The sequence below is a fragment of the Streptomyces sp. 4N124 genome (assembly GCF_052245395.1).
GTDB lineage: Bacteria > Actinomycetota > Actinomycetes > Streptomycetales > Streptomycetaceae > Streptomyces.
In genome coordinates, this window is the sequence record NZ_JBQQBS010000034.1 from 38,000 (window position 1) to 62,678 (window position 24,679).

Sequence of the window (24,679 nt, forward strand, 5' to 3'; positions counted from 1 at the left end):
CTAAAGGCATTGACTGTGCGTCGGAGGAGGCTCGAGCATCCTGTAGCAGGAGTGTTGCGTCAGTCCGTGCCGAGGGCCGTGCGCAGGGTGCTGATCGCCTGACGGATTGCGCCCTCTGCGGCGTTCGTCCCGCGCAGCGCGTTGAGCATCACGAAGTCGTGGATGATGCCCTGGTAGCGGACCGCGGTGACGGGGACGCCCGCCTCGCGGAGCTTGTTGGCGTACGCCTCGCCCTCGTCGCGCAGCACGTCGGCCTCGCCGGTGATGACCAGGGCCGGGGGCAGCCCGGTGAGCTGCTCGGTGGTGGCGCGCAGCGGGGACGCGGTGATCTGCGCGCGCTCCGCCTCGTCGGTCGTGTACTGGTCCCAGAACCACTGCATGCCGTCCCGGCGCAGGAAGTAGCCGGTGGCGAACTGGTGGTAGGAGGGCGTGTCGAAGCTCGCGTCCGTCACCGGGTAGAACAGCACCTGCTGGACGAGCGGGACGTCGCCCCGCTGCTTCGCCATCAGGGTCAGCGCGGCGCTCATGTTGCCGCCGACCGAGTCACCGGCGACGGCGATCCGGGCCGTGTCCAGGTTCTTGGCGGCGCCCTCGCGGACGATCCACTGGGCGACCGCGTAGTTCTGCTCGATGGCGACCGGGTAGCGGGCCTCGGGGGAGAGGTCGTACTCCGGGAAGACCACGGCGGCGTTCGCGCCCACCGCGAGTTCGCGGACCAGCCGGTCGTGGGTGTGGGCGTTGCCGAAGACCCAGCCGGCGCCGTGGATGTAGATGATCACCGGGAGGGTGCCCTGGGCGCCGGCGGGCTTGACGATGCGCGCCCGGACGCTGCCGGTGGGGCCGCCGGAGACGGTGATCCACTCCTCGTCGACCTCGGGCTTCTCGATCTCGCCCGACTGCACGTCGTCGACGGCCTTGCGGCCCTCGGCGGGGTCGAGGTCGAAGAGGTACGGCGGGTTCGCGGTGGCCTCGGTGAAGGCCTGGGCGGCGGGTTCCAGGACGGGGCGGGGGGCGGTGCTCTCGGTCATGGCGATCTCCTCGGATCGGGTGCCGTCGCGGGTGGCGGCACACCTGAAGGTACTGCACGATTAAGTCGTGCGCAACTCATTCGTGCCCGATTGAATCGGGTGGACTTGGTCATGTACGGTGAACGAACAATTCGGAGACGTGGAGGAGGGCGACGTGAGCGCTGCGGCACCGGACGCGCGAGAGGGCTCGCTGCTCCTCGACGACCAGCTCTGTTTTGCACTGTATGCGGCATCCCGGGCGGTCACCACCCGCTATCGCCCGCTTCTGGACGCGCTGGGCCTCACCTACCCGCAGTACCTGGTCATGCTGGTGCTGTGGGAGCAGGACTCCATCTCCGTACGGGATTTGGGAGCCGCCCTACAGCTGGAGTCCAGCACCCTCTCCCCGCTCCTGAAGCGCCTGGAGGCGAGCGGCCTGCTCCACCGCGAACGCCGCCCCGAGGACGAGCGTTCCGTCGCCATCCGCCTCACCGAAGCGGGCGCCGAACTCCGCGAACGGGCCGCCACCGTGCCCCTCGCCATCGGCGACGCGATGGGGCTGACCCCCGAACAGGACGCGCAGGCCAAGCAGTTGCTGCGGCTGCTGACGGCGAACGTGACAGAACGCTGACCCCGTCCTCGTAACTCCCTCGCCCCAACAGGCAACCGGCACACCGCATTTACCGGTCTCACAGGTTGTTCACAGAGCCGTTCGGCCCGGGGGTTCACGAAGGCCGGCGGGTTTCTGGACTGTCCAGTCCGATGCCGTTGACCACGGCACTCGCAGACGAGGAACCGATGACCAGTCAGCAACACCGCACGCGTGTGAAACGCTCTGCACTCGCCGTCTCCGCGGCGCTCGCCGTCGTAGCAGGAGTCGCCGCCACCGCTCCCGGCGCCGGGGCGGCGCCGTCGAGCACACCCGGCAAGCCGAAGCTCAAGCTGATCGCAGCCTCGAAGGCCGTGACAGTCACCCGCTGGCAGGGGGAGGAGGGCGAGCCCAGCGGCGTCTACCTGGACCTGGGGACGTACGTCACGGTCGACAACGCGCCGCTTGAGTTCAAGGTCAAGCGCAAGTCGTACAAGGACCCCATTGTCGCCCAGCAGATCCTGCGCAACGGCACGAAGACCACGACCAAGACCCTCCCCGCCGGCCTGGTGAAGGACTTCGCCGGGCTGCCCGGCTTCATGGAGGTGTCCGTCAAGAACGCGGCCGGCCGGGAGGTGGCCAAGACCAAGACCAACTTCTGCCCGAACAACGCCTCCGGCCGCATCCGCCCCGACGCCCCGGCGACCTCCCGCTATCCGGAGAGCTGCCCGACCAACCCGTTCACGCTGGGCTCGGTGTGGGGCGTGCAGAAGGGCTGGGCGTCCAACACCAGCACCTTCGACTACGACAAGCCGCTGGACCTGCCGGTCGGTGAGTACACGGCGAAGGTGCGGGTGGCGAAGAAGTACCGGGATCTGTTCGGCATGCCCGACAGCCAGCCGACGATCAAGGTGACGGTGCGTCAGGACAGCAACGACGGTCCCGGTGCGGGACTTACCGCCCACTCCGGCCACTCCGGGCAAGGCGCCGGCGGTCACGCGGGCGACCACTACCCGCCCGGCATCAAGGCCCCCACGCCGGGCGCCCTCTCGCATGCCCTCGAAGACCGGGGCCTCGCCCACCACCTGGGCGACGGACGCGGCCACACCGACGGCTCCCGCATCGCTCCCGCACTGAAGCCGGCCTCCAAGCGGCCCACCGGCCGGGCGGGCGTCCCGGCCAATGTGCCCAAGCCCGACCTGCGTTCGCTGCCCGCCTTCAACATCCGCATGAGCGATGGCGCGGACGGCGACGTACCCGGCAAGGACTACCTCACCTTCGCCGCCAACGTCTGGAACGCGGGCCCCGCCCCCCTCGTCGTGGACGGCTTCCGCAGCCCCGGCAAGGACCTGATGGACGCCTACCAGTACTTCTACGACGCGAACGGCAAGCAGGTCGGCTACACCCCCACCGGCACGATGGAGTGGGACCCGCGCGAGGGCCACGAGCACTGGCACTTCACCGACTTCGCCAGCTACCGCCTGCTCAACGCGGACCAGACGAAGGAGGTCCGCAGCGGCAAGGAGGCGTTCTGCCTCGCCAACACCGACGCCGTCGACTACACGGTCAAGAACGCCAACTTCCGCCCGTACAACACCGACCTGGAGTCCGCCTGCGGCGAGGAGAACGCCATCTCCGTCCGCGAAGTCCTCGACGTCGGCTCCGGTGACACCTACGTCCAGGACATCCCCGGCCAGTCCTTCGACATCACGGACGTGCCGAACGGTACGTACTACATCCAGGTCGTCGCCAACCCGGAGAAGCGCCTGAAGGAAACCACCACCGCGAACAACGTGGCCCTGCGCAAGATCGTCCTCGGCGGCACCCCGGGTGCCCGCACGGTGAAGGTCCCGCCGCACCACCTGATCAACGCCGGCTAGCCAACGCTGAGTGACGCCGCACCGGTTCGCGTCAGCGAGCCGGTGCGGTGTCGTTCGCGTACCGGGACGGGGCGACCTCTCAGAGGTCGTTCACGTCGACCAGCCCGTCCTGGATGGCGCGGGCCACCAGGCTCGCCTTGGTCCGCGCGGGGCGGCCGACGTTCGCGTACTTGATCCGCACGCGGTCCAGATACGAGTTGACCGTCCGTACGGAGAGGCCGAGGCGCTGCGCGACCAGCTCCTTCGACTCCGACTGGAACCACTCGATGAGCACGTTCTCCTCGCGTACGGAGAGCTGGGGGCGGTCGGCGCGGGTGTTCGTGCCCAGCGCGCCGGCCAGTGCGGGCGGCATGTAGGGCCGCTCATCGGCTGCTGCCAGCGTCGCCTCGACCAGGTGCTGCCGTCCCTCGCTCTTGGTCAGAAAGGTCGCGGCTCCCAGGTCCAGGCAGCTGAGCGCCGTCTTCTCGTCGTCCCGCATCGAATAGACGACCACCTGCCGCCCGGCGTCGACGAGTTTTCGAAGGCTGCCGAAGGCGGGGCCCTCCTCCCCCAGTTGCAGGTCCAGGACGACGACATCGGCCGTGCTGCCCGGCTCGGTCCAGGCTTCCCGTACGGAGCCGCCGGCCGCGACCACGGTGATGGGCCGCCGCGATGCGGCGTACCACGCCTCCACGCCCGAGAGGATGGCGGGATGGTCGTCGACGACGACCACGCTGACCGGTGCGTTGTCACTCATGCCAGTTCAACTCCCTGGGGCACCGGTCTTCTCCAGTCGGCTTCCACCCACACACTTCCGCCGCGCGTCGTTCTGGCCACGCTCACGCTCGCCTCCGTGGCACGGCCGTGTGCCGGAGCGGCTTCTCCCGTGGCATGGCTGTCGGTGCAGTCCTCGCTGATCACGCTCACGCGTACCGCGCGGGGTGTCCACACGACAGTGACCCGCGCGGTCGAGCGGGTACGGCCCAGAATCACCGCCACCGGGTCGACCAACTCCCTGCGTACCTCCACAGGCACCTCACCCGGGCGGCCTCGTACGGCCAGACTCACCGTCACCCCCTGGTGCTCGGCCACCTCGACGCACGCCCGCACCTCGTTCAGCAGCGGGTCCAGGACGGCATCGCCTTCCGCGAACAGGCGGCGCATCCGGGCCGCCTCCACGCCGCACCGCAGCCTGACGTCCTCGTCGTGCGGGCTCAGCACGCCGTGGCCGAGGCCCACGAGCAGCGGCACTGTCGTCGCCATCAGGGTGCGGTAGCGCTCTTTGTGATCACGCTGCATGTTCTCGTGGATGCGTTCCCGGGTGCGCAGTTCTTCCTCCTGTGCGGCCGCGGTCCCCGCGGCAGGCGCCGTGCCGTGCAGCAGGTGCGTCATGAGTACACCGACGGAGAGCTGGAAGCCGCAGGTGGATATCGCGGCGATCCCCATGACGGCCGACTCCGCGGCGGTGGGCGCCCCCAACAGGAACACGGCGGTCGCGTTGAGCCCCAGATGCGCCCCGAGGAATGCCGTGAACGCCCTGACCCGCAGGTCTGCCAGCAGGAACAGCGCGTGCCAGCCGACCAGTCCGAACACCCAGTCCTGCGCCCCTGTCAACCGCTCCGGCGGGAGCGTGAACGCGCCTGTCGCCGAGACGGCCAGCACCGCGCCCAGGCTCCACCAGCGCACCCTCGGCGGGATCTGCCTGCCGCGCAGCAGATGGGCGGCCCCGGTCGCCGCGACGGCGGCGAGGCAGACGAAGGCCGCCGTCTGTGCCCATGCGGGGCGGTAGACGCCCTGGTGGGCCGTGAGTTGGTGCAGCGACAGGGCGAACTGCGACAGCAGGCTGATCAGCAGCGCGGCCAGTTGGGCCCCGTACAGCAGCTGCCTGCGGATGAGGCGGACGACGGCCGTGTGTGCCCGGGCGCGGGGCGGGCGCGGTAGGCCCGTCACCTGGGCCGCGTCCCCTGCCGGTGAGGCTTGGACCCGGTCGTGCCAGCGCCACTGCACGCGGGTCCCGATGCCCGGATGCGAGGTGACGGAAGCGGAGCCTGAGACCGCGTGCATCCGGCCGATGATGGAACCGGAGATGCCCCGGCGCCGTGCGGGGACGGACTCCGGGTCGAAACCCCGCCCCGCGTCGGACAGTTCGACCACGACGCCGTCCTCCTCCGCCCATGCCCTGAGTTCCGCCTCCCGCACCCCGGCATGGCGTGCCACATTGGTGACGGCTTCCCGGACCCCGTTGAATATCGCGAGCCCAGGGCCGGACGGGACCGTGAGCGGGCCGTCGATGCGCGTCTTGAGCCGCACCCTGTCCCGGCCCTCACCCTCGGGCACACAGCCGAGAAGTGCCGCGAGGTCGACGTTCCCCGTCTCGAATCCGGGCACGGCGGACAGCGCCTCCAGATCCTGTCGGGCACGCGGAGGCAGCCACGACCAGTCCCGGCCGTCGCCCTGGGAGACCATCAGCAGCGTCGCGCTCGCCGTGTCGTGCAGGGTCGCCAGGTACTCGCGCTCGGCCGCTCTCCGTGCGGCGGCGACTTCGGCCTCCCGGCGCGACGCCGCCCTGAGTGCGGCCGACCGGTCGGCGGCCCTGGCCCGCGCCCGGACGATGAGGTAAGCGGCTCTCGACAGGCCCGCCAGGACGAGGATGCGCACCAGGGGTAGCAACTCCGGGCTGTTACCGGGCGAGGAGAGAAGGTCGCCGAGCGCGCAGACGGCGACCCCCAACGCGGCCAGCGCGGCCCCGGCCGCCGGTCGCGTCGCCCACTCGTGCTGGAAGGTGATGACGCTGATGCTGACGATCGCCTCCACCATCACCTCCGCGCCGTCGCCGCCGAGCACCGGCTGAGACAGCCCCGTCAGCACCATGACGGCAGCGTCCAACGGCCACAGCAGGGCGGGCGGGAGCGGGCGGCGCAGCGCGTAGAGCCGCACAGCGCAGGCGAGGAGAGCGGGCACCAGCAGAGACAGCGCCGGGGCAATCTCCGCCCCGTCCGCCGAGACGACGCCCAACGCACCGCAGAGGCAGAACACGGTGGACCGCAGCCACACTCCGTACCGCTCAAGGGTCAGGATCACCAGGCGCTCGCCGGCCCTGGGCCCGTCCATCGGCTGAGCGACTCCAGCCCTGTTCCCCGCGTGTCCCCCGAGCCGCATGGACGCAAGGGTAGTGCCTTGTGGGGCGAACGACCGTCACACTCAGCGACCGGGCCGGGCTACTGTCCCCGTCGTACGGGGGACGTACGGGGGCTGACACCGGCCGTGGCGGCTGCGCACGACCTCACTTCCTGCGCCATCTGAGACCGCGTCCTCTCGCGGGACGCCCACATCATCGATGAAAGGTCCGCCATGTCTGCCACCTCTCGCCACCGTGCGCTGACGGCTTCGGCCACAGCCCTCACCGTGGTGGCCTCGACGTTCGCGTTCGTCGCGGCGTCCGCTCCCTCAGCTCAGGCCGCGAGCTGTTCCAGCACCTACCTGAGCTACGGCAGCCGTGGCACCTGCGTGAAGTTGCTCCAGAAGAACCTGGGCGGGCTCAGCGTGGACGGCGTGTACGGCTCGGGGACGCGCAGCCGCGTCCGGTCGTTCCAGGACGACGCCAACATCGGCGTCGACGGCAGGGTCGGACCCCAGACCTGGCGGAAGCTGGCGACCTACGGCAAGGCGCTGGGCTGGAAGGCCGGGGTCACCGTGTACATGTGCAAGGAGAGTTCGACGGCATTCCGCTTCTCGGCGTGGAACAACTCGGGCGACAACGCCAACTGGAACTTCTACGTGTCGCAGAGCAATTGGCCCATTGAGGGAGATGCCCTCGCGGATGACCGGATCGAAGCCCAGGGCAAGGTCTACGCCGGGGCGTACAACAGCGAGAAGCTCGTGGTCTGGGTCGGTAGGTACGGCCGCGACAACGCCCAGACCACCACCAACGTGCGCAGCTTCTCGCGCAACACCCTGCCCGCCTGCGCGTAGCCGTCTGAAAGGGCTGAGCCATGCAACGGACCCGAAGATTTGTCACGCTGTTCATCAGCGCCCTGGTGGCCCTCGCGATCATGTTGACCGCGGCCGCACCGGCGAATGCTGCCGGCCCGAGTCGACGCAACAGCGAGGAAACCGTCATCTTCATCCACGGTTACGCCCCGGCCGGAACGCACGACTGCGAGGACTACTTCAAGAACGCCGGGACCCTGTTCAGGAACAAGCACTGGGACGGGAACCTGTACACGTACGGGTACTACAACGGCAACTCGAACTGCTCTTACAACTTCCGCGGTGACCGCAACACGTCGCTCAACACGGTTGCGAAGGCGTTCGCGCGGCGAATTCACAATCTGTACTCGAGGGACAACAAGAAGGTCGACATCGTCGCCCACTCCATGGGCGGCCTGATCGTCCGCACCATGCTCCGCCACGTCGCTCTGAAGGGTGGGACGGACGGCTGGCCGGAGTACCTCTACATCGAGGATGTCGTGACGCTCGGCACCCCCCACGACGGCACGAATTGGGGCGAGTACCAAGACCAGTTCCGCCAGGCCCGGCAGATGGAAAGGGGGAGCTCTTTCATCAACAGCCTCGGGGAAAACCTCTACCGGTCACAGATGGGCACCGACTGGACCCTGCTTTCATCGTTTGACGATGCGGTCGTCTCCGAAGGTTCCGGTGTCGGCGCACATGCGCAGCACAAGATCCAGTACAGGAATCTGCCCAACGACAATCCGCTCACCCGTGACCATCAGTCGCTGGTGAAGGTCTACACAGGCACGCACACGGCCCGCATCAAGCACACCAGGTGGAGCGGCTATGCCGAGCGAGCTTCACCACTGGAGCGAGCCCGCCAGGCTGTCTACTACCACTCCAGCACGTAGGTCTCGGACGGAGTACACCTGACGGATGACGGCCGCATGGCACCGCAGTACCGGTGCCGGCGGCCGTATTCACCTCTCCGGGCCCAAGGAGCCGCGGCAATACGTTCCTAGCGTGGGGGCACGTTCCTCGTACCCCCTCCGGGAGTTCTCCGTGGCCACGTTCCTCTACCGGCTGGGCCGGTTCTCGTTCCGGCGACGACGGCTCGTCCTGATGCTGTGGATAGCCGTGCTGGCGGCCGTCGGCATCGGGGCCGCCGGTGTCAGCGCCAGCACGTCCGACGCGTTCACCATCCCCGGCACGCAGTCCCAGAAGGCGCTGGACCTGCTGGAGAAGGAGTTTCCGCAGGCGTCGGCGGACGGGGCCACGGCGCGGGTGGTGTTCGAGGCGCCGGACGGGCAGAAGCTGACGTCCGGGGTCCACAAGACCGAGGTGGAGTCGCTCGTCGGGGACCTCGGGAAGGCCGAGCAGGTGGCGAGCGTCGCCGACCCGTACACCGGCGGCACCGTCAGCAAGGACGGCACGGTCGCCTATGCGCAGGTGACGTACGAGGTCACGGAGACCGAGGTCACCGACCGGGCCCGTGATGACCTGGAGGAGATCGCCGGGAAGGGCGAGCGGGCGGGTCTCGCGGTCAGCATGGGCGGCACGGCCGTCAGCGAGCAGCCCCACCAGAGCGCGGCCGAGCTGATCGGTATCGCGGTCGCCGCCGTCGTCATGGTCATCACCTTCGGCTCGCTGGTCGCGGCCGGACTGCCGCTGCTGACCGCGCTGTTCGGGGTCGGCGCGGCGATCCTGGGGATCACCGTCGCGAGCGCGTTCATCGACCTGAGCTCCAACACCAGCACGCTGGCGCTGATGCTGGGCCTGGCGGTCGCCATCGACTACGCCCTGTTCATCGTCTCCCGGTACCGGGGGGAGCTGCGTGACGGGCACAAGCCGGAGGAGGCTGCCGGACGCGCGCTCGGTACGGCCGGTTCGGCGGTGGTGTTCGCGGGGCTGACCGTGGTCATCGCGCTGGCCGGGCTGAGCGTCATCGGCATCAAGGTCCTGTCCGACATCGGTCTCGGCGCCGCCTTCGCTGTCGTCGTCGCCGTGGTCATCGCGCTCACCCTGCTGCCCGCGATGCTCGGCTTCGCCGGTCCCCGCATCGCGACGGGGAAACTGAAAACGCGCCGGATGAAGGCGATCGAGAACGGCGAGCGCGAGCCGATGGGGGTGCGCTGGTCGATGTTCGTGCTGCGCAACCCGGTCAAGATCCTCGGCGTCTCGGTCGCCGGTCTGCTGCTGCTCGCCATCCCGGCCCTCTCGCTCCAACTCGGCATGCCCGGCGACGAGTCGGCCACCCCCGGCAGCACCCAGCGCACCGCCTACGACACCGTCACCGACGGCTTCGGCCCCGGCTACAACGGCCCCCTGACGGTCGTGGTCGACGCCCGCGGCAGCGACGACCCCAAGGCCGCCGCGAATGACGCGGTCACCCTCCTCGACGGTCTGCCCGACGTCGCCTCGGTGAGCCCCGCGACGTTCAACCAGACCGGCGACGTCGCCCTGATCCGCGCCGTCCCGGGCTCCTCCCCCTCCAGCGAGCAGACCGTCGACCTGGTCTCCGAGATCCGCGACCGGGGCCCGCAGCTCCACGACGACTCCGGCGCCGAGCTGATGGTCACCGGCACCACCGCCCTCAACATCGACATCTCCGACAAGCTCAACGACGCGCTGATCCCGTACCTGTGCGTGGTCGTCGGCCTGGCGCTGGTCCTGCTGATGCTGGTGTTCCGCTCGATCCTGGTCCCGATCAAGGCCGCCGCGGGCTTCCTGCTGAGCGTCCTCGCCACCCTCGGCGTCGTCGTCGCGGTCTTCCAGTGGGGCTGGCTCGCGGACCTCTTCGGCGTCGAACAGACCGGCCCGATCGTGAGCGTCCTGCCGATTTTCCTGGTCGGCGTGGTGTTCGGCCTCGCGATGGACTACCAGGTCTTCCTGGTGACCCGGATGCGGGAGGAGTACGTCCACGGGGCCGAGGCGAGGGAGGCGGTCGTCGCCGGTTTCCGGCACGGGGCCCGGGTGGTCACGGCCGCCGCGGTCATCATGATCTCCGTGTTCGCCGGGTTCGTCTTCAGCGACGAGGCGATGATCAAGTCGATCGGCCTGGGCCTGGCCGCCGCCGTCTTCTTCGACGCCTTCGTGGTCCGGATGACCATCGTTCCGGCGGTGATGGCGCTGCTGGGCCGACGGGCCTGGTCGCTGCCCCGCTGGTTGGACCGCCTGCTGCCCAACGTGGACGTGGAGGGCGAGAAGCTGCGGCACCTGCTCGACAAGGCCCCGGAGAGCGACCGGGAGCCCGAGCCCGTGCCCACCGGCAGGGGCTGAGCGGTCGGCCGTACGATCCGAAGCAGGCGTACGGCCCCGACCCCAGCCGTGACCACCCGCCCCGCCCGCCGGTCCCACTCCCCCCGGGGACCGGCGGGCGGCCCCTGTACCGAGAGGGCGTACGACGTGACAGGACCGACCGCCGCCGGGCAGCCGGTGGCCTCCGTCCCGCCCGAGACCCTGCTGGGCGGGGCCGAACGGCGCTCGGACGTCGCGGTCATGCGTGCGCTCAAGCGGGTGGTGGAGGCCGACCGGAATCGTCCTTGGGTCAGGCGCTGGGCGGGTCCGTTGTTCTGCGTGGCGTTCGGTATTCCCGCGCTCCAGGACGCGGGGGACGGCACCGGGCCCGGTGTACCGACGTTGCTGGTCCTGATGGCCGCCTTCTGCGTCCCGCTGCTGTGGCGGCAGCGGCGGCCGATCCTGGTCTTCGCCCTCACCTCGGTCGTCTCCACGGTGGCTCTCCCCCTGGACGCCAACACCGGGTCCGAGGCCGCGCGTGTGCTGGCACTGCTCAATGTGGGCCGCAGCAGCCGGCCCGTTCAGGTGGCGGTCTGTCTGGCCGTCGCCGTCGCGCAGACGTCCGTGTCCACCGTCCTGCGCGACGACGGCCGGGACACCGGCCTGCAGGCTCCGGTGGTGGCGATCATCCAGTCGGCCCTCGTGGCGGCGGTCGCCGCGGCGGGCCTGGTCGGCCGGGTGGTGAACGCGTACATCAGGGCCCTGCACGAACGCGCCCTGCGCCTGGAGGTGGAGCGGGACCAGCGCGTCCGGCTCGCCGCCGCCGCCGAACGTGCCCGCGTCGCCCGGGAGATGCACGACATCCTCGGCCACACCCTCGCCGTCATCGTCGGCCTCGCGAACGGCGCCGCCGGACTGACCGAGGCCAAACCCAAGCGCGGCGCCGAGACCCTGCGCATCATCGCCGACAGCGGCCGGGGCGCCCTCGCCGAACTGCGCCGCCTCCTCGCCGTCATCGGCGACGACGAGAAGACCACCGCCGAGGGCACCCCCCTCGCCCCCCAGCCGGGCTTCAGCGATCTCACCCCGCTGCTGGAGCGCGTCCGCGCCGCCGGCCCCGCCGTCACCCTGCACACCGAGGGCCACCGCACCGACCTGCCGCCCAGCCTCCAGCTCGCCGTCTACCGCGTCGTCCAGGAGGCCCTCACCAACACCCTCAAGCACGCGGCGGCCGACACGACCGTCCAGGTCACGATCACCGCGGACGACGACGCCGTCGACGTCACCGTCGAGGACACCGGACCATCGCTGCACGCGCGCGTGAGCGACGAGGGCCGAGGCCTGGTCGGCATGCGCGAACGCGCCGCGCTGTACGGCGGCAGTGTCACCGCCGGCCCCAACGACCGCGGCGGCTGGACCGTCCACGCCCGCTTCGAGATCGCGACCACCCCGGCATCCACCTCCACGGAGAAGCGCCCGCTATGACCACCGTCCTCATCGTCGACGACCAGGCCCTGCAGCGGCTCGGCTTCAGCATGCTCCTGGAGCAGCACCCCGACCTGAGCGTGGTCGGCGAGGCCACCCACGGCGCCGAGGCGGTCCGGATGACCGCCGAACTCCGCCCCGACGTCGTGCTGATGGACGTCCGGATGCCGGGCATGGACGGCATCGAGGCCACCCGCCGCATCGTCCAGTCCGGCGGCCGCTCCCGCGTCCTCGTCCTGACCACGTTCGACCTGGACGAGTACGCGTACTCGGCGCTGCGCGCCGGCGCCAGCGGCTTCCTCCTGAAGGACGCCCTGCCCGACGAACTGATCGCCGGCATCCGGGCCGTGGCCGTCGGCGACGCCGTCATCGCACCCGGCCTGACCCGCAAGCTCATCGACGCCTTCACCGACCGCCTGCCGGGCCAGACCCCCGACCAGGAACGCCGCCTCGCCGCCCTCACCGAACGCGAACGCGAGGTCCTCACCGCGATGGCCACCGGCTGGAGCAACACCGAGATCGCCGAGCGCTTCTCGCTCGCCGAGTCCACGGTCAAGTCCCATGTGAGCCGGGTGCTGGCGAAGATCGGGGCACGGGACCGGGTGCAGGCGGTGATCTTCGCTTACGACACGGGGCTGGTGCGGCCCGCGTGAGCTGGGACGTCAGCGGAAGGCGGCGACGTTGCGATGCGCCCAGCCGGCGTACGTACCCGGCGCCCGCCCGAGGACCAGTTCGGTGTCCGGGCTGATCCGCAGCTCCGCCGGGTTGGGCTCGCCGAGGATGTCGAGGGTCGTCTCGACGACGGGCTCGGGCATGAACCGCAGCATCTGCGCGCGGGCCTCATCACGGGACTGCTCGCTGAACCGCACCGGCTCGCCGAGCGCGGCCCCGATCGCCGCGGCCTGCTGCCTGGGCGTGACGGCAGCGGGGCCGGTCAACTCGTAGACCTGCCCGCCATGTTGACCGCCCGCCCGCAGCGCGACCGCCGCGACCGCCGCGATGTCGTCCGGGTCGACGACGGGCAGCCCGACGTCGCCGAACGGCGCGGTGACGGTCCGCGTCGTACGCACCGACTCGGCCCACGCGTAGGTGTTGGAGGCGAAGCCGCCGGGCCGCAGGACGGTCCACTCCAGCCCGGACTGCCGTACGACGTCCTCGATGGACCGGGCCGCCTCCCCGTGCGAGGCGGAGCCTGGCCGGGTCGCGACCCCCTGGGACGACAGCAGCACGATCCGCCGTACGCCGCCGGCCTTGGCGACATCGACGAGGTGCGCGGGGTCGAGCCGATGGGCGCTCGGACCCCCGTCCTGGAGGAACAGCGTGTCGGCGCCGTCGAGAACGGGCCGCAGACTCTCCGCGTCGATGAGGTCCGCCGCCCGGCGCAGTACCCCCTGCGGCAGTTCCGCCTCCACGGCGGAGCGCGAGGTCGCGGTCACCGGCTCACCGGCGTCCACCAGAATCCGTACGAGCGACCGCCCCACATTGCCGGTCGCCCCCGTCACCACGATCATGGTCAACTCCCCTTGTCATCTGCGCATTTGCGCCAACGGGAGGACGCTAACACCGCCGGTATAGTAGGTACCCAGAGGAAAGTGACTACCTCAGGGGGATGTACCTATGGCCGCCGAAGCGAAGACCTGGACGTCGACCTCCGACCCCGAACTCGCCTGCCCCATCAGCCCGGTCGTGGACATCGTCTTCAGCCGCTGGACCACACCGATCCTCTGGGCCCTCCACACCTACGGCCGGCAGCGCTTCGTCGAGCTGGAGCGGCGGATCACGAAGATCACGCCGAAGGTGCTGACCCAGCGGCTGCGGCAACTGGAGCGCGACGGCCTGATCGTGCGCACGTACCACCCGGAGGTCCCGCCCCGCGTCGAGTACGAGATCAGCGACCTCGGCCGCAGCCTCGCCCCGCTCTTCGCCCACCTTGCCGAGTGGGCGTCGGACAACCTGGAGAAGGTTGATCAGGCCCGGCACGCGTACGACGCGGAGCCGTCCTGATGCCGCACATCGACACTGGGGTTCCACCACGGCCCTAGGACGTGTGCACCTCCAGCGCCGCCCGCACGCCCGACTCCAGCGCCCCCTCGATCCACGACGGCTTGACCGAGGTGTGGTCCCCGGCGAAGTGCAGCGGTCCCTCGGGTGCGCGGATGGCCGCGAGGAGTTCCGTGTGCTGGCCGGGGAGGAGAACGGAGGCCTCGCCGTATGCGTACGGGTCGCGCAGCCAGCTCTGGGTGCGGCCCGCGCCGGTGTAGAAGACCTCGATGCGCTGTCCGTACACCTGCTGCAGGCCCCGCAGCGCGTGCGGGTAGCGGGCGTCGTCGTCGAGGGAGTCCCAGCGGGAGGCGTCGTCGGCCCAGCTGTAGGAGGCGAGGAGGACGCCGCCCTTGCTGCCGGGCACTGGATGGGAGGGGTTGATCATGAACCGGTTGGAGTTGTCGGAGACCGAGCCGCCGCCGACGATGTCCGCCGCCTCGGGCTGGTCGCGGGCGGCCCACCGGTTCGCGGCGTAGTGCACGCGCTGCGCCGGGCTGATGTGCCCCGGCGGTACGGAGGGGTGCGCGCCGAGGAGACTTCCGTCGGCGGGCGCCTTCCCCTGCCGGTAGTCGTCGTACAACCCGGGCCGTACGGCGTCGAGTTCGCGCCTCCAGTCGCCCTCGTCGAACTCCCACCACCGGCGGCTGAACTCGAGCAGCACCTTGGTGGCGCTGTCGTAGTGCAGCTCGGCGACCGCACGCCGTTTGCCGTACGACATCAGCGGGGCGACCTGCACCTGTCGCAGCCCGGAGAAGGGCACGGTGACGATCGCGAGGTCGGCGGTGAACTCCTCCCGTACGACCTTGCCGTCGCGTCCCTCGGACACCGTGTCGACCCAGACGTGCGGCCCGCCCTTGCGGACATGGCTGCCGGTGGTGCGGTCGGCGTCCCAGTACTCGATGTGCGTGACCCGGCGGTCCATCCGCACCACGTCGCCCACCTCCCGCAGCAACGCGTCCGGCAGTGTCGCCGTGCCCCCGACCAGCTCCCAGAACGCGGTGTCCGGGCTGATCAGCGACTGGCTGATGAAGCTGTGCACGAAGGACAGCGGCAGCCGCGAGGTCAGGTTCTCCAGGGTGCCGATGAGGTCGACGGTACGCTCGTCGAAGCCCGCCTGCTCGGTCAGGAAGCGGTACATGGACCAGTCCCCGTACCGCTGGATCACCCGCGCCCAGCCCTCGACCCGTTCGGGCATGGGCTTGTCGACGCGCTTTCCGTCCGGCCCGACCGTGCTGAACTCGTCGCGCACGGGATCCAGAGCGGCGCGCAGGATCGTGGCGGAGGGCGTGTCCCAGTACTTGCGGGGCACCCCGAAGGAACGGTTGATCCTGCGCGGTGACTTCGCGTAGTCGGAGCGCCGGACTCGGATCCCGTTGACATGAAGCCACGCGCGGTTGACGGGTTTTCCCTCGCCGTCGACGTCGACGAGATGGAACGGCCGTCGTTTGACGCCGAGTTGGTCGATGAGGCTCATCACCAGCGGATGGCTGCCGGGGATCCGCATGGCCCCGGCCTCGGCGTACTGCTCCGGATCGGCGAACGGCTGCTTCGCGTCCTCGTGCCCGCCGGTCCGGAAGGTCTTGATCCGGCCGCCGACCCGGTTGCCGTTGGCCTCCAGCAGCGTCACCTGGTGCCCGGCCCGCTTCAGCAGCCAGGCGGCCACCAGCCCGGCGGGCCCGGCACCGAGCACGAGCACTTTCTTGCCGCCCTTGGTTCTCGGCCGGGGCAGCCCCGAGTCGATGATCTTCTTGTACCCGGGCACGAGCGGTTTGTTGTCCTCACCGACGACCAGCAGCGCGCGGGCGACGGCGAGGCAGGTGGACCAGCCGTCGGTGGAACGTGGTGGGCAGGGCGCGGCGGGGGCGGCGGGGACCTGCTGGGGAACGGCGGGCGCGGCTACGGCGGCGGATCCCGTCGCGGTCAGTCCCAAGGTCGCCGCGGTGGTGAACCGGCGCCGGGAGAACGGATGATGACTGGCAGGCGTGCGAAGTTCATCCATGTGTTCATGGATAGAGCGCGAGGGCTTATGTCCGACAGTGCGATCTATGCCGATCACCGGAACGGGGGAGCGCACCGGCCCGGCCCGAAGCCATCGGCGCTCCACACGCCCCCTGAGCACAACTCCGGCCGTCTGCCCGGAGGTTTACGGCTGTCCGCGGCTGCCGCTCACCAGGCGACCGGCAGTTCGTACACGCCATAGATGAACCCGTCGTGCTTGAAGGGGATGTCGTCGATGCCCGCGGCCAGGCGCAGGGTGGGGACGCGGCGGTAGAGGGTGCCGTAGACGACCTGGAGTTCCATGCGGGCCAGCGACTGGCCGAGGCACTGGTGGATGCCGTAGCCGAAGGTGACATGGCGGCGCGCGTCGCGGTGTAGGTCGAGCCGGTCGGGGTCGTCGCCGAAGACGGCGGCGTCCCGGTTGGCGGTCTCGTTGACGACGACGATGCCCTCGCCGGCGCGGATGAGCTGTCCGCCGATCTCGAGGTCCTCCAGCGCCACGCGCCGCGTCCCGCCGTGCGTGATGGTCAGATAGCGCAGCAGCTCCTCCACCGCGCGTGCGACGAACTTCGGGTCGTCGCTCTCGCGCAGGCGGTCCAGCTGGCCGGGGTGTTCCAGCAGGGCCAGCGTGCCCAGCGCGATCATGTTGGCGGTGGTCTCGTGGCCGGCGAACAGCATCAGCACGCCCATCTGCACCGCTTCCTCGCGGGACAGCTCACCGCCCTTGATCCGCCCGGTCAGCCCGGAGAGCAGGTCCTCGCCGGGGTCGTCGAGCTTCTCGCCGACCAGCCCGTCCAGGTACATGTACAGCGCGATCATGGCCTCCCGCCGCTCCTCGCCGGTGGAGTCGCGGTTGATGATGACCCTGCTGTTGCGCTGGAAGAAGTCATGGCTGTCGTACGGCACTCCGAGCAGCTCGCAGATCACCAGCGAGGGCACCGGCAGCGCGAACGCCTCCACCAGGTCGGCCGGGTTCGGGCCCGCCAGCATCGCGTCGATCCGCTCGTCCACGATCCGCTGCGCGACCGGCCGCATCGCCTCGATCCGCTTGACGGAGAAGGCACCGGTGACCATCCGCCGCAGCCGGGCGTGCTCGGGGTCGTCCATCAGGATGAAGCTGAGCGCGGGTGCCGTCGCCTCCGCGTGCACCTCCGACGGGGACAGCCTCGGCATGCCGGGGGTGGTCGGGACGACGCTGACCCTGGGGTCGCTCAGCACGGCCCGGTGCTCGGCGTATCCGGTGACCAGCCACGGGGTGCTGCCGTCCCACAGCCGCACCCGCACCACGGGGCCCTCCTCCCGCCGGGCCACCATGGCCGGCGCGGGATCGAAGGGGCAGCCCGGCGCCCGGCTGGTCCCGTACTCCGGAATCGCGTCGATCGTCGACTTGTCCATCGGAGATCACCCCAACTCATCGGCACATCACGGCACTTGGCCATGGTGATCCGGTGGCGGCCGTGCGCGGAAGGAGGGAAGTGGCCGGAATGCCGGACAGGCCCGAAGCGTTGCGCTCCGGGCCTGAACGGTCTCGGTGGGTCTCAGGAGCAGAGCTCCCCGTCGATCAGCTTGTTCCGCGCGTGCTCGGTGGACAGGTCGGCCGCTCCGTCGCCGGTGGTCGCCAGCACGACGACCCGGCGGCCGTCGGCGGTGGCGCCGTCGCGGGTGGTGTAACCGGGGAGGTCGCCGCCGTGGCCGTAGTACGAGCCGCCGCAGGACAGCGGGACCTCCATCAGGCCGAGGCCGTAGCGCGCGCCGGCCCAGACCTCGTCCATTTCCGCGGCGCGTACGGTCGTCTTCATCGCCTTCATCTCGGCCGGGCGGAGCAGGTGACCGCCGAGCAGCGCCTGGTAGAAGCGGGTCAGATCGGCCGACGTACTGATCATGCCGCCTGCCGCGCTCCCCGCGGACGGGTTGAACTCGGTGACGTCGATCGTCGCGCCGGAGCCCTCGAAGTTGGAGTAGCCGCGCAGATGGCGGCCGGGGATGTGGGTCTGGGTGGTCGGGGCGGAGGTGTGGCTCAGGTGCAGCGGCTTGATGATGCGGTGGGTGACCTCCTGCTGCCAGCTGTGGCCGGTGGCCTTCTTGATGATCATTCCGGCGAGGATGTAACCCGTGTTGGAGTACGACCACTTGGTGCCCGGCGCGAAGTCCGGCTGGTGCTTCATCGCGATCGCGACCAGCTGTTCGTCGGTCCAGGTCGTGTACCGGCCGGCCTCGAAGCCGTCCACGCTGGTGAACGCCGGGAAGTCCGCCGTGTAGTTGAACAGCCCGCTGGTGTGCTGGAGCAGCTGCCGTACGGTGATCCTGCTGCCGTCGTTGCCGTTGCCGGAGACCACGCCCGGCAGCCAGTCCTCGACGGTGTCGTCCAGCGACAGCCGCCCCTCGCCCGCCAGTTGCAGCACCACCGTGGCGACGAACGTCTTGCTGGCGCTGGCGATCCTGAACCGGTCCCCGGGCCGCACGGCCTCGCCGGTGGCCTTGTCGCTGACGCCCGCGGTGGCCGAGCGCTGCTTGCCGTACGGGCCCGTCGAGCGGGCGAGGGCGCCGACGGTCTCCCCGGTCTCCATCACGGCGTTCACCCGGTCCCGCAGCGAGTCGTGGGAGGACTGCGGGGAGGAGTTGGCCGCGGCGGACGCCACGGGGATCGTCAGGACGGACGCGGCGATCGCGGCGACCAGGGCGGTGGCGGTGCGCTTCATTGCGGGTGCTCCTTGCGGGTCGGTGTCCGCACCGCTCACTGCGATGCGGACACCAACCTAGGAAGCCGGCGGCTTCCGGACGATCCGGCCAACTGGCCTCTGTGCGGTGGGGATTGCTGCCGTGGCGACGTACAGCCTGCTGTACCTCAGCCCCTTCGCTGTACGTCCTCCAGGTACCGCAGCACCGCCGCCACCCGCCGGTCCACCTGGTCCTGCGGCGACAGATCCAGCTTGGCGAAGATGCTCCGGATGTGCTTGTGCACGGCGCCGTCGGTGACGACGAGCCGCTCGGCGATGGCGCTGTTGCCGAGCCCCTCGGCCATCAGCGCGAGCACGTCCCGCTCCCGGGGGCTGAGCCGTTCCAGGCGGGTGTCCTCGCGGCTGCGGGTGAACAGCTGGGCGACCACCTCGGGGTCGATGGCGGTGCCGCCCTCCGCCACGCGCCGCAGCGCGTCGAGGAACTCCTCGACCCGGCCGACCCGTTCCTTCAGCAGATAGCCGAGCCTGTCCACTCCGCCGCCCAGCAGATCGCTGGCGAAGCTCTGCTCGACGTAGGCCGACAGGACGAGCACGGCGAGGTCGGGCCTGCGCCGCCGCGCCTCGACCGCCGCGACGATCCCCTCGTCGGTGTGCGTCGGCGGCATCCGTACGTCGAGGATGGCGACATCGGGCTTGTGCTCGTCGATGGCGTCCAGGATGCCGTCGGGCGTACCGGCGGTGGCGACGACGTCCAGGCCCTCGGCGCGCAGGAGGAGAGCGAGGCCCTCGCGCAGCAACGGGTCGTCCTCGGCGATCACGATCCGCATGAACGCTCCCGCTTCGTCATGTTCCGCATGGCAGTTCCACTTCCAGTGTTGTCGGGCCGCCGGGCGGGCTGGTCACGGCGAGGGTGCCGTCGAGGGCCGCGATCCGGCGGCGGATGCCGGTCAGTCCGGAGCCGCCCTCCTCGTCCGCGCCGCCCCGGCCGTCGTCGGTGATGGTCAGATGCAGCAGGCCGCCGCGGCTGCGCACGGTGACGGTGGCGTTGTCGGCCTGGCTGTGCTTGGCGATGTTGGTCAGTGCTTCGGCGACCACGAAATAGGCGGTCGCCTCGACGGACGCGGCGCACCGCGCGGGCGCGTCGACGTCGATCCGGCAGGGCACCGCGCAGGACGCGGCGAGTCCGCTGAGGGCGCCTTCGAGGCCGCGGTCGGCCAGCACCGGCGGCAGGATGCCCCGGGCGACGCCGCGGAGTTCGGCGAGGGCCTGTTCGGCGGCGCCCTGGGCACGTTCGAGCAGTTCCTCGGCGCCGGCCGGATCCCGGGCCACCATGCGGCGGGCGGCGCCGAGCAGCACGGTGACGGTGACGATCCGGTTCTGCGTGCCGTCGTGCAACGAGCGCTCGATCCGGCGCAGCTCGGTGGCGTGGGCGTCCAGCGCGGCGGCCCGGGTGGCGGTCAGCTCGGCGACCCGCAGGGACAGGTCGACATCGGGCCCGGCGGACAGCAGCCGCCGTCCGGGCGCCGCCTGCAGCCGTGCCATGCCCGGCGTGAGCCCCACGATGATCGCGATCCAGCCGAGGGCCAGCAGGGAGACGGCGAGCGCGTCCGGCCAGGTCTGCGCGGGGTCGAACCCCAGCGACGTGCTGTTGGTCTCCTTCGGCAACAGCCGCCAGTACGCCGGGAACAGCGCGTCGCGCACGGCCATCAGCGGCAGCAGCACACCGACGAAGCCGAGCAGGAACCCCAGCGTGGCGTGGCGCAGCAGCCAGCGCAGCTCCCGCCGGGTGGTCGCGTCGACGAGGGCGAGCCGCAGCCGGGTGGGGGCCGGACCCGGGCCGATGACCTCGGGTCCCCAGCGGCCGAGCCGGGCGCGTTCGCGGTCGGCCAGCGTGTGCAGGGCGCGCAGCACCTGGGGTGCCATGAGCAGGCCGACGCCGAGCGGAACGGTGACGGTGGCGAACAGCAGCCACAGCAGGACGGCCAGCGCGACCACGGCGGTACCGAGCCCGCCGGCGAGCTGTTCCAGCGCGGCGCCGGCAGCACGGGCGGCGCGGACGGCGGTCTCCCGGATGCCGGGGCGGGCGGGGGCGGCCTTGTTGCCGTCCGTGGGGGCGGCGGTTTCGGCGTGCACGTCAATGACCCTAGGGGGTCGGCCGCTGCGCCGTCATACGGAGGAGGACAGAGGTACAGCCTGCTGTACCCCGAACCGGGCGGCCTGCGGGCTCGGAGACAGGGGGTCACGATCCGTAGCTTCGGTGACCGACAGCGCATCACCGAAGGAGCCAAGGAGCAGGCCATGACCACCACCGACCGCTACCACCTCGCCGCCGACACGGACACCCCCCGGCCGCGCGCCCTGACCCTCTCCGACCTCGCCCGGACGACGCTCTGGGTCGTGCTGGTGATCAGCGTGGTCGGCAACATGGCCGCCTCCTACAGCGGCGCGGCGACCCACATCCACCTCGCGTGCGGCGCGGTCACCGCGATCTGCGTGACCGCGCTCGTCGTGCAGCGGCTGCGGGGCCGGCGATGAGGGCGCCCTCCGCGGGAACTCCCCGTACGGTCACGGGCCACGCGCCCGCCATCGCGCTGGCGCACGTCAGCAAGAGGTATCCGGGTGGCGTACGAGCCCTGGACGATGTGTCGCTCACGGTCAGGCACGGCACCTTCCTCGCCGTGATGGGGCCGTCCGGGTCCGGCAAGAGCACGCTGATGCACTGCGCCGCCGGGCTGGACTCCCCGACCGAGGGCAGCGTCGCCATCGACGGCCACGAGATCGGCGGCCTGAACGAGACCCGCCGCACCGAACTGCGCCGTGAGCGCGTCGGCTTCGTCTTCCAGTCCTACAACCTCGTCCCCTCCCTCAGCATCGCCGACAACATCACCCTGCCGCTGCGCCTGGCGGGCCGCGCCCCCGACAAGGACTGGCTGATGGCGCTGGTGGCGCGTGTCGGACTGGCCGACCGGCTCAGCCACCGGCCCGCCGAACTCTCCGGCGGCCAGCAGCAACGCGCCGCCATCGTCCGGGCGTTGGTCGCCAAGCCCGCCGTGGTGTTCGCCGACGAACCGACCGGCGCCCTCGATCTGCGCACCGCCCACCAGGTGCTCCACCTGCTGCGCGAACTCGTCGACGAACTCCGCCAGACCGTCGTGATGGTCACCCACGACCCGGCCGCCGCCGCCCAGGCGCACCAGGCCCTGGTCATGGCCGACGGCCGCGTGACGGAGACCCTGTACAAGCCGACCGCGCCCGAACTGGCCGCCCGTCTCGTCGCGTTGGGAGAGGCGTAACCCATGTTGCATCTCGCGGTACGCATGGCCGGCCACCGCATCACCGCACTTCTCGCGGTGGCCTGCGCGGTCCTCGGCGGCGCGGCGCTCATCACCGGCACCGGCGTCCTCGCCGAGTCCGGCCTGCGCTCCCAGCTGCCCACCGGCCGCCTCGCCGGAGCGGATGTCGTGGTCTCCACCGACCAGAACTACCGCCCGCCCGCCGACCTGCCGATCGCGCTCCCGGAGCGCGGGGCGGTCCCGGCCCGGCTGGTCGACGAGCTGTCCCAACTGCCGGGCGTCACCAAGGCGGTCGGCGACATCGGCTTTCCCGCAGCCGTCGTCGACGCGCGCGGTCAGGTCGTACCGTCCGAGGAACCGCAGACGGCCGGGCACGGCTGGTCGTCCCAGGAGCTGTACGAGGACGCCGAGGTCGACGGCACCGCGCCCGCCGGCTCGCGTCAGGTGGCCCTCGACAGCGAGACCGCGCGGGCCGCCGGAGTCCAGGTCGGCGACCAGGTACGGATCGCCGCGGTGGGCCGCCCCGCCACCGACTACCGTCTCTCCGCGGTCGTCGACGCACCCGGCGCCGGAATCCTCTTCGCCGATACGACGGCCCGAGAGCTGTCCGGCGGCAGCACCGTCGACCTGGTCGCCCTGCGCACCGAGCCCGACGCCGAGGACGGGGGCGCCACCGCGGCCCGCGCCGAAGTACGGGGCACCGGCCTCACCGTGTCCACCGGCGGCGACCGGGGAGACGTCGAGTCCCCCGGCGCCGGGGCCGCCCGCTCCCTGCTGATCCTGCTCGCCGGTTCACTGGCCGGCATCGTCCTGCTGATCATCGGCTTCGTCATGGCGAGCGCGCTGGCCGTGGCGGTCGGCGGGCAGCGGCGCGACCTGGCCCTGATGCGGGCCGTGGGCGCGACTCCGAAGCAGATACGGCGACTTGCCGCGACGCAGGCCACGCTCATCGCGGGCGTGGCGATGGTGCCGGGCGTGGCGCTGGGCTATCTGCTGGCCGGGCAGTTCCGCGATCTCCTGGTCGACCGCGGGGTCCTGCCGCAGGCCCTGCCGCTCACCCTCAGCCCTCTTCCCGCCCTCGCCACGGTCCTGCTCCTGGCCGCCGCCGTCCAGCTGTCCGCCCGGGGTGCCGCCTGGCGCACCTCCCGCATGCCGGCCACTGAGGCGGTCGCCGAGTCCCGCAGCGAACCCCGCACCCCGTCGAGGCTGCGCACCCGCGCGGGGTTGTTGCTCATCGTCGCCGCGACCTCCCTCTCGGCCGTCCCGCTGCTGAGCCGCACGGTCCTGGGCTCCACGGCCACCTCCCTCGCCGGGATCATCGGCGCGATCGGCCTGGCGCTGGCGGGCCCCGCCCTGGTCCGGGGCGTCGGCAACATGGCGGCACGCCGTCTGCGCCCGGGTGTCTCGGCGCCGACCTGGCTGGCCGTGTCGAACATTCGCGGTTACGCCATGCGGCTCGCGGGCGTCGTCAGCGCCCTCGCGATGGCGGTCGTGTTCGTGCTGACGTACACCTTCACGCAGACGACGGTGATGGCGGCCACCGCGGACGACGTCCGCACCGGCACCCTGGCCCAGCAGCGCCTCACCGCACCCGGCCTGGGCGGACTGCCCGCCGACGCGCTGACGGCCGTACGCGACACGGATGGCGTACGAGCGGCTGCTCCCGTCAGTTCCACGACCGTGGTGTGGCCCTACAAGCTGCTCGGCGAGGACGAGGTCGAGTCCGGTACGGCGATGATCCTGACGCCGGACGCGGGGTCGGTGCTCGACCTCGGCGTCCGGGACGGGAGCCTGGACCGGCTCACCGGTGCCACCGTCGCCGTCAGCAGTGAGGTCGCGCGGATGCGTGGGGCGGAGCTGGGCAGGACGGTGAATCTGGTGCTCGGTGACGGTGCCCGGGTCGAGGCGCGGGTCGTCGCCGTCTACGACCGCGGGCTGGGCTTCGGTCCGGTCGCCCTGTCCCACGATCTCGCGAAGGGGCACACGACCGCCGGGCTCGACCAGAGCGTCCTCGTCCGCACCGACGGCAGTGAGGCGGCGGAGCGCGATCTCGCCGAGGTGGTGGGGTCGCGGCCCGGGCTGGTGCTGGAGCCGACCGACACCGGAGACGGTGAGGGGCTCAGCGAGGCGCCGCCCGAGGTGTGGATCAACCTGGCCGTCATCGTCGTACTCCTCGGCTATCTGCTGCTGAGCATCGCCAACAAGCTCGTCGCCACGACCGCCCAGCGCCGTAACGAGATCGCCACGCTCCGCCTGAACGGCACGACGCCCCGGCAGATCCTGGCGATGATGCGCCGCGAGGCCGCGGTGATCGGCGCGGCGTCCCTCGTCACGGGCGTGCTGCTGTCGGTGATCCCCCTGGCCCTGCTCGGCATCGGCTTCCTGGACCGCCCCTGGCCCGCGGGCCCACCGTGGCTCCTGCCCGCCCTCGCCATCCTGGTCGTCTGCACGGCCTTTCTTACGGTCGAACTGCCGACGCGGCAGGCGCTCCGGACGGCACCGGCGGACGCGCTGTCGGTACGGGAGTGATGGGTCA

General features: G+C 71.0%; 20 protein-coding genes. 11 read left to right on the forward strand and 9 right to left on the reverse strand.

Annotated elements, in window-relative coordinates; genetic code table 11:
• Nucleotides 1-59 precede the first annotated feature (59 nt).
• Nucleotides 60-1,028, reverse strand: a complete 969-nt coding sequence (locus ACTWQO_RS29585) for an alpha/beta hydrolase (protein WP_443240424.1) — start codon at nt 1,026-1,028, stop codon at nt 60-62.
• Nucleotides 1,029-1,182: 154 nt separating this feature from the next.
• On the opposite strand from ACTWQO_RS29585, the gene ACTWQO_RS29590 reads away from it, so the two are divergent.
• Nucleotides 1,183-1,638, forward strand: coding sequence for a MarR family winged helix-turn-helix transcriptional regulator (locus ACTWQO_RS29590; RefSeq protein WP_443240425.1), 456 nt, complete (start codon nt 1,183-1,185; stop codon nt 1,636-1,638).
• A 131-nt stretch (nt 1,639-1,769) separates the two neighbouring features.
• The gene (locus ACTWQO_RS29595) at nt 1,770-3,476 is read left to right on the forward strand and encodes a lysyl oxidase family protein (RefSeq protein ID WP_443240426.1); all 1,707 of its coding nucleotides are present in this window, start codon (nt 1,770-1,772) and stop codon (nt 3,474-3,476) included.
• A 79-nt stretch (nt 3,477-3,555) separates the two neighbouring features.
• Here the strand turns inward: ACTWQO_RS29595 and ACTWQO_RS29600 are convergent, their stop codons facing one another.
• Both ACTWQO_RS29600 and ACTWQO_RS29605 read right to left on the reverse strand, forming a co-directional pair.
• Entirely contained in the window at nt 3,556-4,212 is a 657-nt protein-coding gene (locus tag ACTWQO_RS29600) for a response regulator (RefSeq protein ID WP_443240427.1), read from the reverse strand.
• Nucleotides 4,209-6,566 carry a sensor histidine kinase gene (locus ACTWQO_RS29605; RefSeq protein ID WP_443240428.1) on the reverse strand — a complete coding sequence of 786 codons (2,358 nt, stop codon included), beginning with the start codon at nt 6,564-6,566 and terminating at the stop codon, nt 4,209-4,211. Before ACTWQO_RS29605 ends, ACTWQO_RS29600 begins: the two co-directional genes overlap by 4 nt.
• Nucleotides 6,567-6,806: 240 nt before the next feature.
• Between ACTWQO_RS29605 and ACTWQO_RS29610 the strand changes: the two genes are divergently transcribed.
• From ACTWQO_RS29610 to ACTWQO_RS29630, 5 genes are all read left to right on the forward strand, one after another.
• Nucleotides 6,807-7,427 (forward strand): peptidoglycan-binding domain-containing protein, encoded by a 621-nt coding sequence (locus ACTWQO_RS29610; RefSeq protein ID WP_443240429.1) that lies wholly within the window; start codon nt 6,807-6,809, stop codon nt 7,425-7,427.
• Between the two features lie 20 nt (nt 7,428-7,447).
• Nucleotides 7,448-8,320 carry an esterase/lipase family protein gene (locus ACTWQO_RS29615; RefSeq protein WP_443240430.1) on the forward strand — a complete coding sequence of 291 codons (873 nt, stop codon included), beginning with the start codon at nt 7,448-7,450 and terminating at the stop codon, nt 8,318-8,320.
• A gap of 151 nt (nt 8,321-8,471) precedes the next feature.
• The gene (locus tag ACTWQO_RS29620; RefSeq protein WP_443240479.1) at nt 8,472-10,688 is read left to right on the forward strand and encodes an MMPL family transporter; all 2,217 of its coding nucleotides are present in this window, start codon (nt 8,472-8,474) and stop codon (nt 10,686-10,688) included.
• Nucleotides 10,689-10,814: 126 nt separating this feature from the next.
• Nucleotides 10,815-12,131 (forward strand): sensor histidine kinase, encoded by a 1,317-nt coding sequence (locus ACTWQO_RS29625; protein ID WP_443240431.1) that lies wholly within the window; start codon nt 10,815-10,817, stop codon nt 12,129-12,131.
• A complete protein-coding gene (locus tag ACTWQO_RS29630; RefSeq protein WP_443240432.1) occupies nt 12,128-12,784 on the forward strand; it encodes a response regulator in 657 nt (218 codons plus the stop codon). The genes ACTWQO_RS29625 and ACTWQO_RS29630 overlap by 4 nt, the downstream gene beginning before the upstream one ends.
• Before the next feature lie 9 nt (nt 12,785-12,793).
• Here the strand turns inward: ACTWQO_RS29630 and ACTWQO_RS29635 are convergent, their stop codons facing one another.
• Entirely contained in the window at nt 12,794-13,642 is an 849-nt protein-coding gene (locus ACTWQO_RS29635) for an NAD(P)H-binding protein (protein WP_443240433.1), read from the reverse strand.
• 106 nt (nt 13,643-13,748) lie between these two features.
• Between ACTWQO_RS29635 and ACTWQO_RS29640 the strand changes: the two genes are divergently transcribed.
• Nucleotides 13,749-14,135 (forward strand): winged helix-turn-helix transcriptional regulator, encoded by a 387-nt coding sequence (locus ACTWQO_RS29640; protein WP_443240434.1) that lies wholly within the window; start codon nt 13,749-13,751, stop codon nt 14,133-14,135.
• 34 nt (nt 14,136-14,169) lie between these two features.
• On the opposite strand, the gene ACTWQO_RS29645 is transcribed toward ACTWQO_RS29640, so the two are convergent.
• From ACTWQO_RS29645 to ACTWQO_RS29665, 5 genes are all read right to left on the reverse strand, one after another.
• On the reverse strand, nt 14,170-16,173 hold the full coding sequence (locus ACTWQO_RS29645) for a flavin monoamine oxidase family protein (protein ID WP_443240435.1): 2,004 nt from the start codon (nt 16,171-16,173) through the stop codon (nt 14,170-14,172).
• 167 nt (nt 16,174-16,340) lie between these two features.
• Nucleotides 16,341-17,567, reverse strand: coding sequence for a cytochrome P450 (locus ACTWQO_RS29650; RefSeq protein WP_443240436.1), 1,227 nt, complete (start codon nt 17,565-17,567; stop codon nt 16,341-16,343).
• A gap of 143 nt (nt 17,568-17,710) precedes the next feature.
• Nucleotides 17,711-18,871, reverse strand: a complete 1,161-nt coding sequence (locus ACTWQO_RS29655; RefSeq protein ID WP_443240437.1) for a serine hydrolase domain-containing protein — start codon at nt 18,869-18,871, stop codon at nt 17,711-17,713.
• Nucleotides 18,872-19,017: 146 nt separating this feature from the next.
• Nucleotides 19,018-19,677 carry a response regulator gene (locus tag ACTWQO_RS29660; protein ID WP_443240438.1) on the reverse strand — a complete coding sequence of 220 codons (660 nt, stop codon included), beginning with the start codon at nt 19,675-19,677 and terminating at the stop codon, nt 19,018-19,020.
• Between the two features lie 16 nt (nt 19,678-19,693).
• Nucleotides 19,694-20,923 carry a sensor histidine kinase gene (locus ACTWQO_RS29665; RefSeq protein WP_443240480.1) on the reverse strand — a complete coding sequence of 410 codons (1,230 nt, stop codon included), beginning with the start codon at nt 20,921-20,923 and terminating at the stop codon, nt 19,694-19,696.
• A 225-nt stretch (nt 20,924-21,148) separates the two neighbouring features.
• Between ACTWQO_RS29665 and ACTWQO_RS29670 the strand changes: the two genes are divergently transcribed.
• The 3 genes from ACTWQO_RS29670 to ACTWQO_RS29680 are packed head-to-tail and all read left to right on the forward strand — an operon-like array spanning nt 21,149 to nt 24,672.
• Nucleotides 21,149-21,385, forward strand: coding sequence for a hypothetical protein (locus tag ACTWQO_RS29670; protein ID WP_443240439.1), 237 nt, complete (start codon nt 21,149-21,151; stop codon nt 21,383-21,385).
• On the forward strand, nt 21,382-22,143 hold the full coding sequence (locus ACTWQO_RS29675) for an ABC transporter ATP-binding protein (protein WP_443240440.1): 762 nt from the start codon (nt 21,382-21,384) through the stop codon (nt 22,141-22,143). The genes ACTWQO_RS29670 and ACTWQO_RS29675 overlap by 4 nt, the downstream gene beginning before the upstream one ends.
• Nucleotides 22,144-22,146: 3 nt before the next feature.
• Entirely contained in the window at nt 22,147-24,672 is a 2,526-nt protein-coding gene (locus ACTWQO_RS29680) for an FtsX-like permease family protein (protein WP_443240441.1), read from the forward strand.
• The last annotated feature ends 7 nt before the right edge of the window (nt 24,673-24,679 follow it).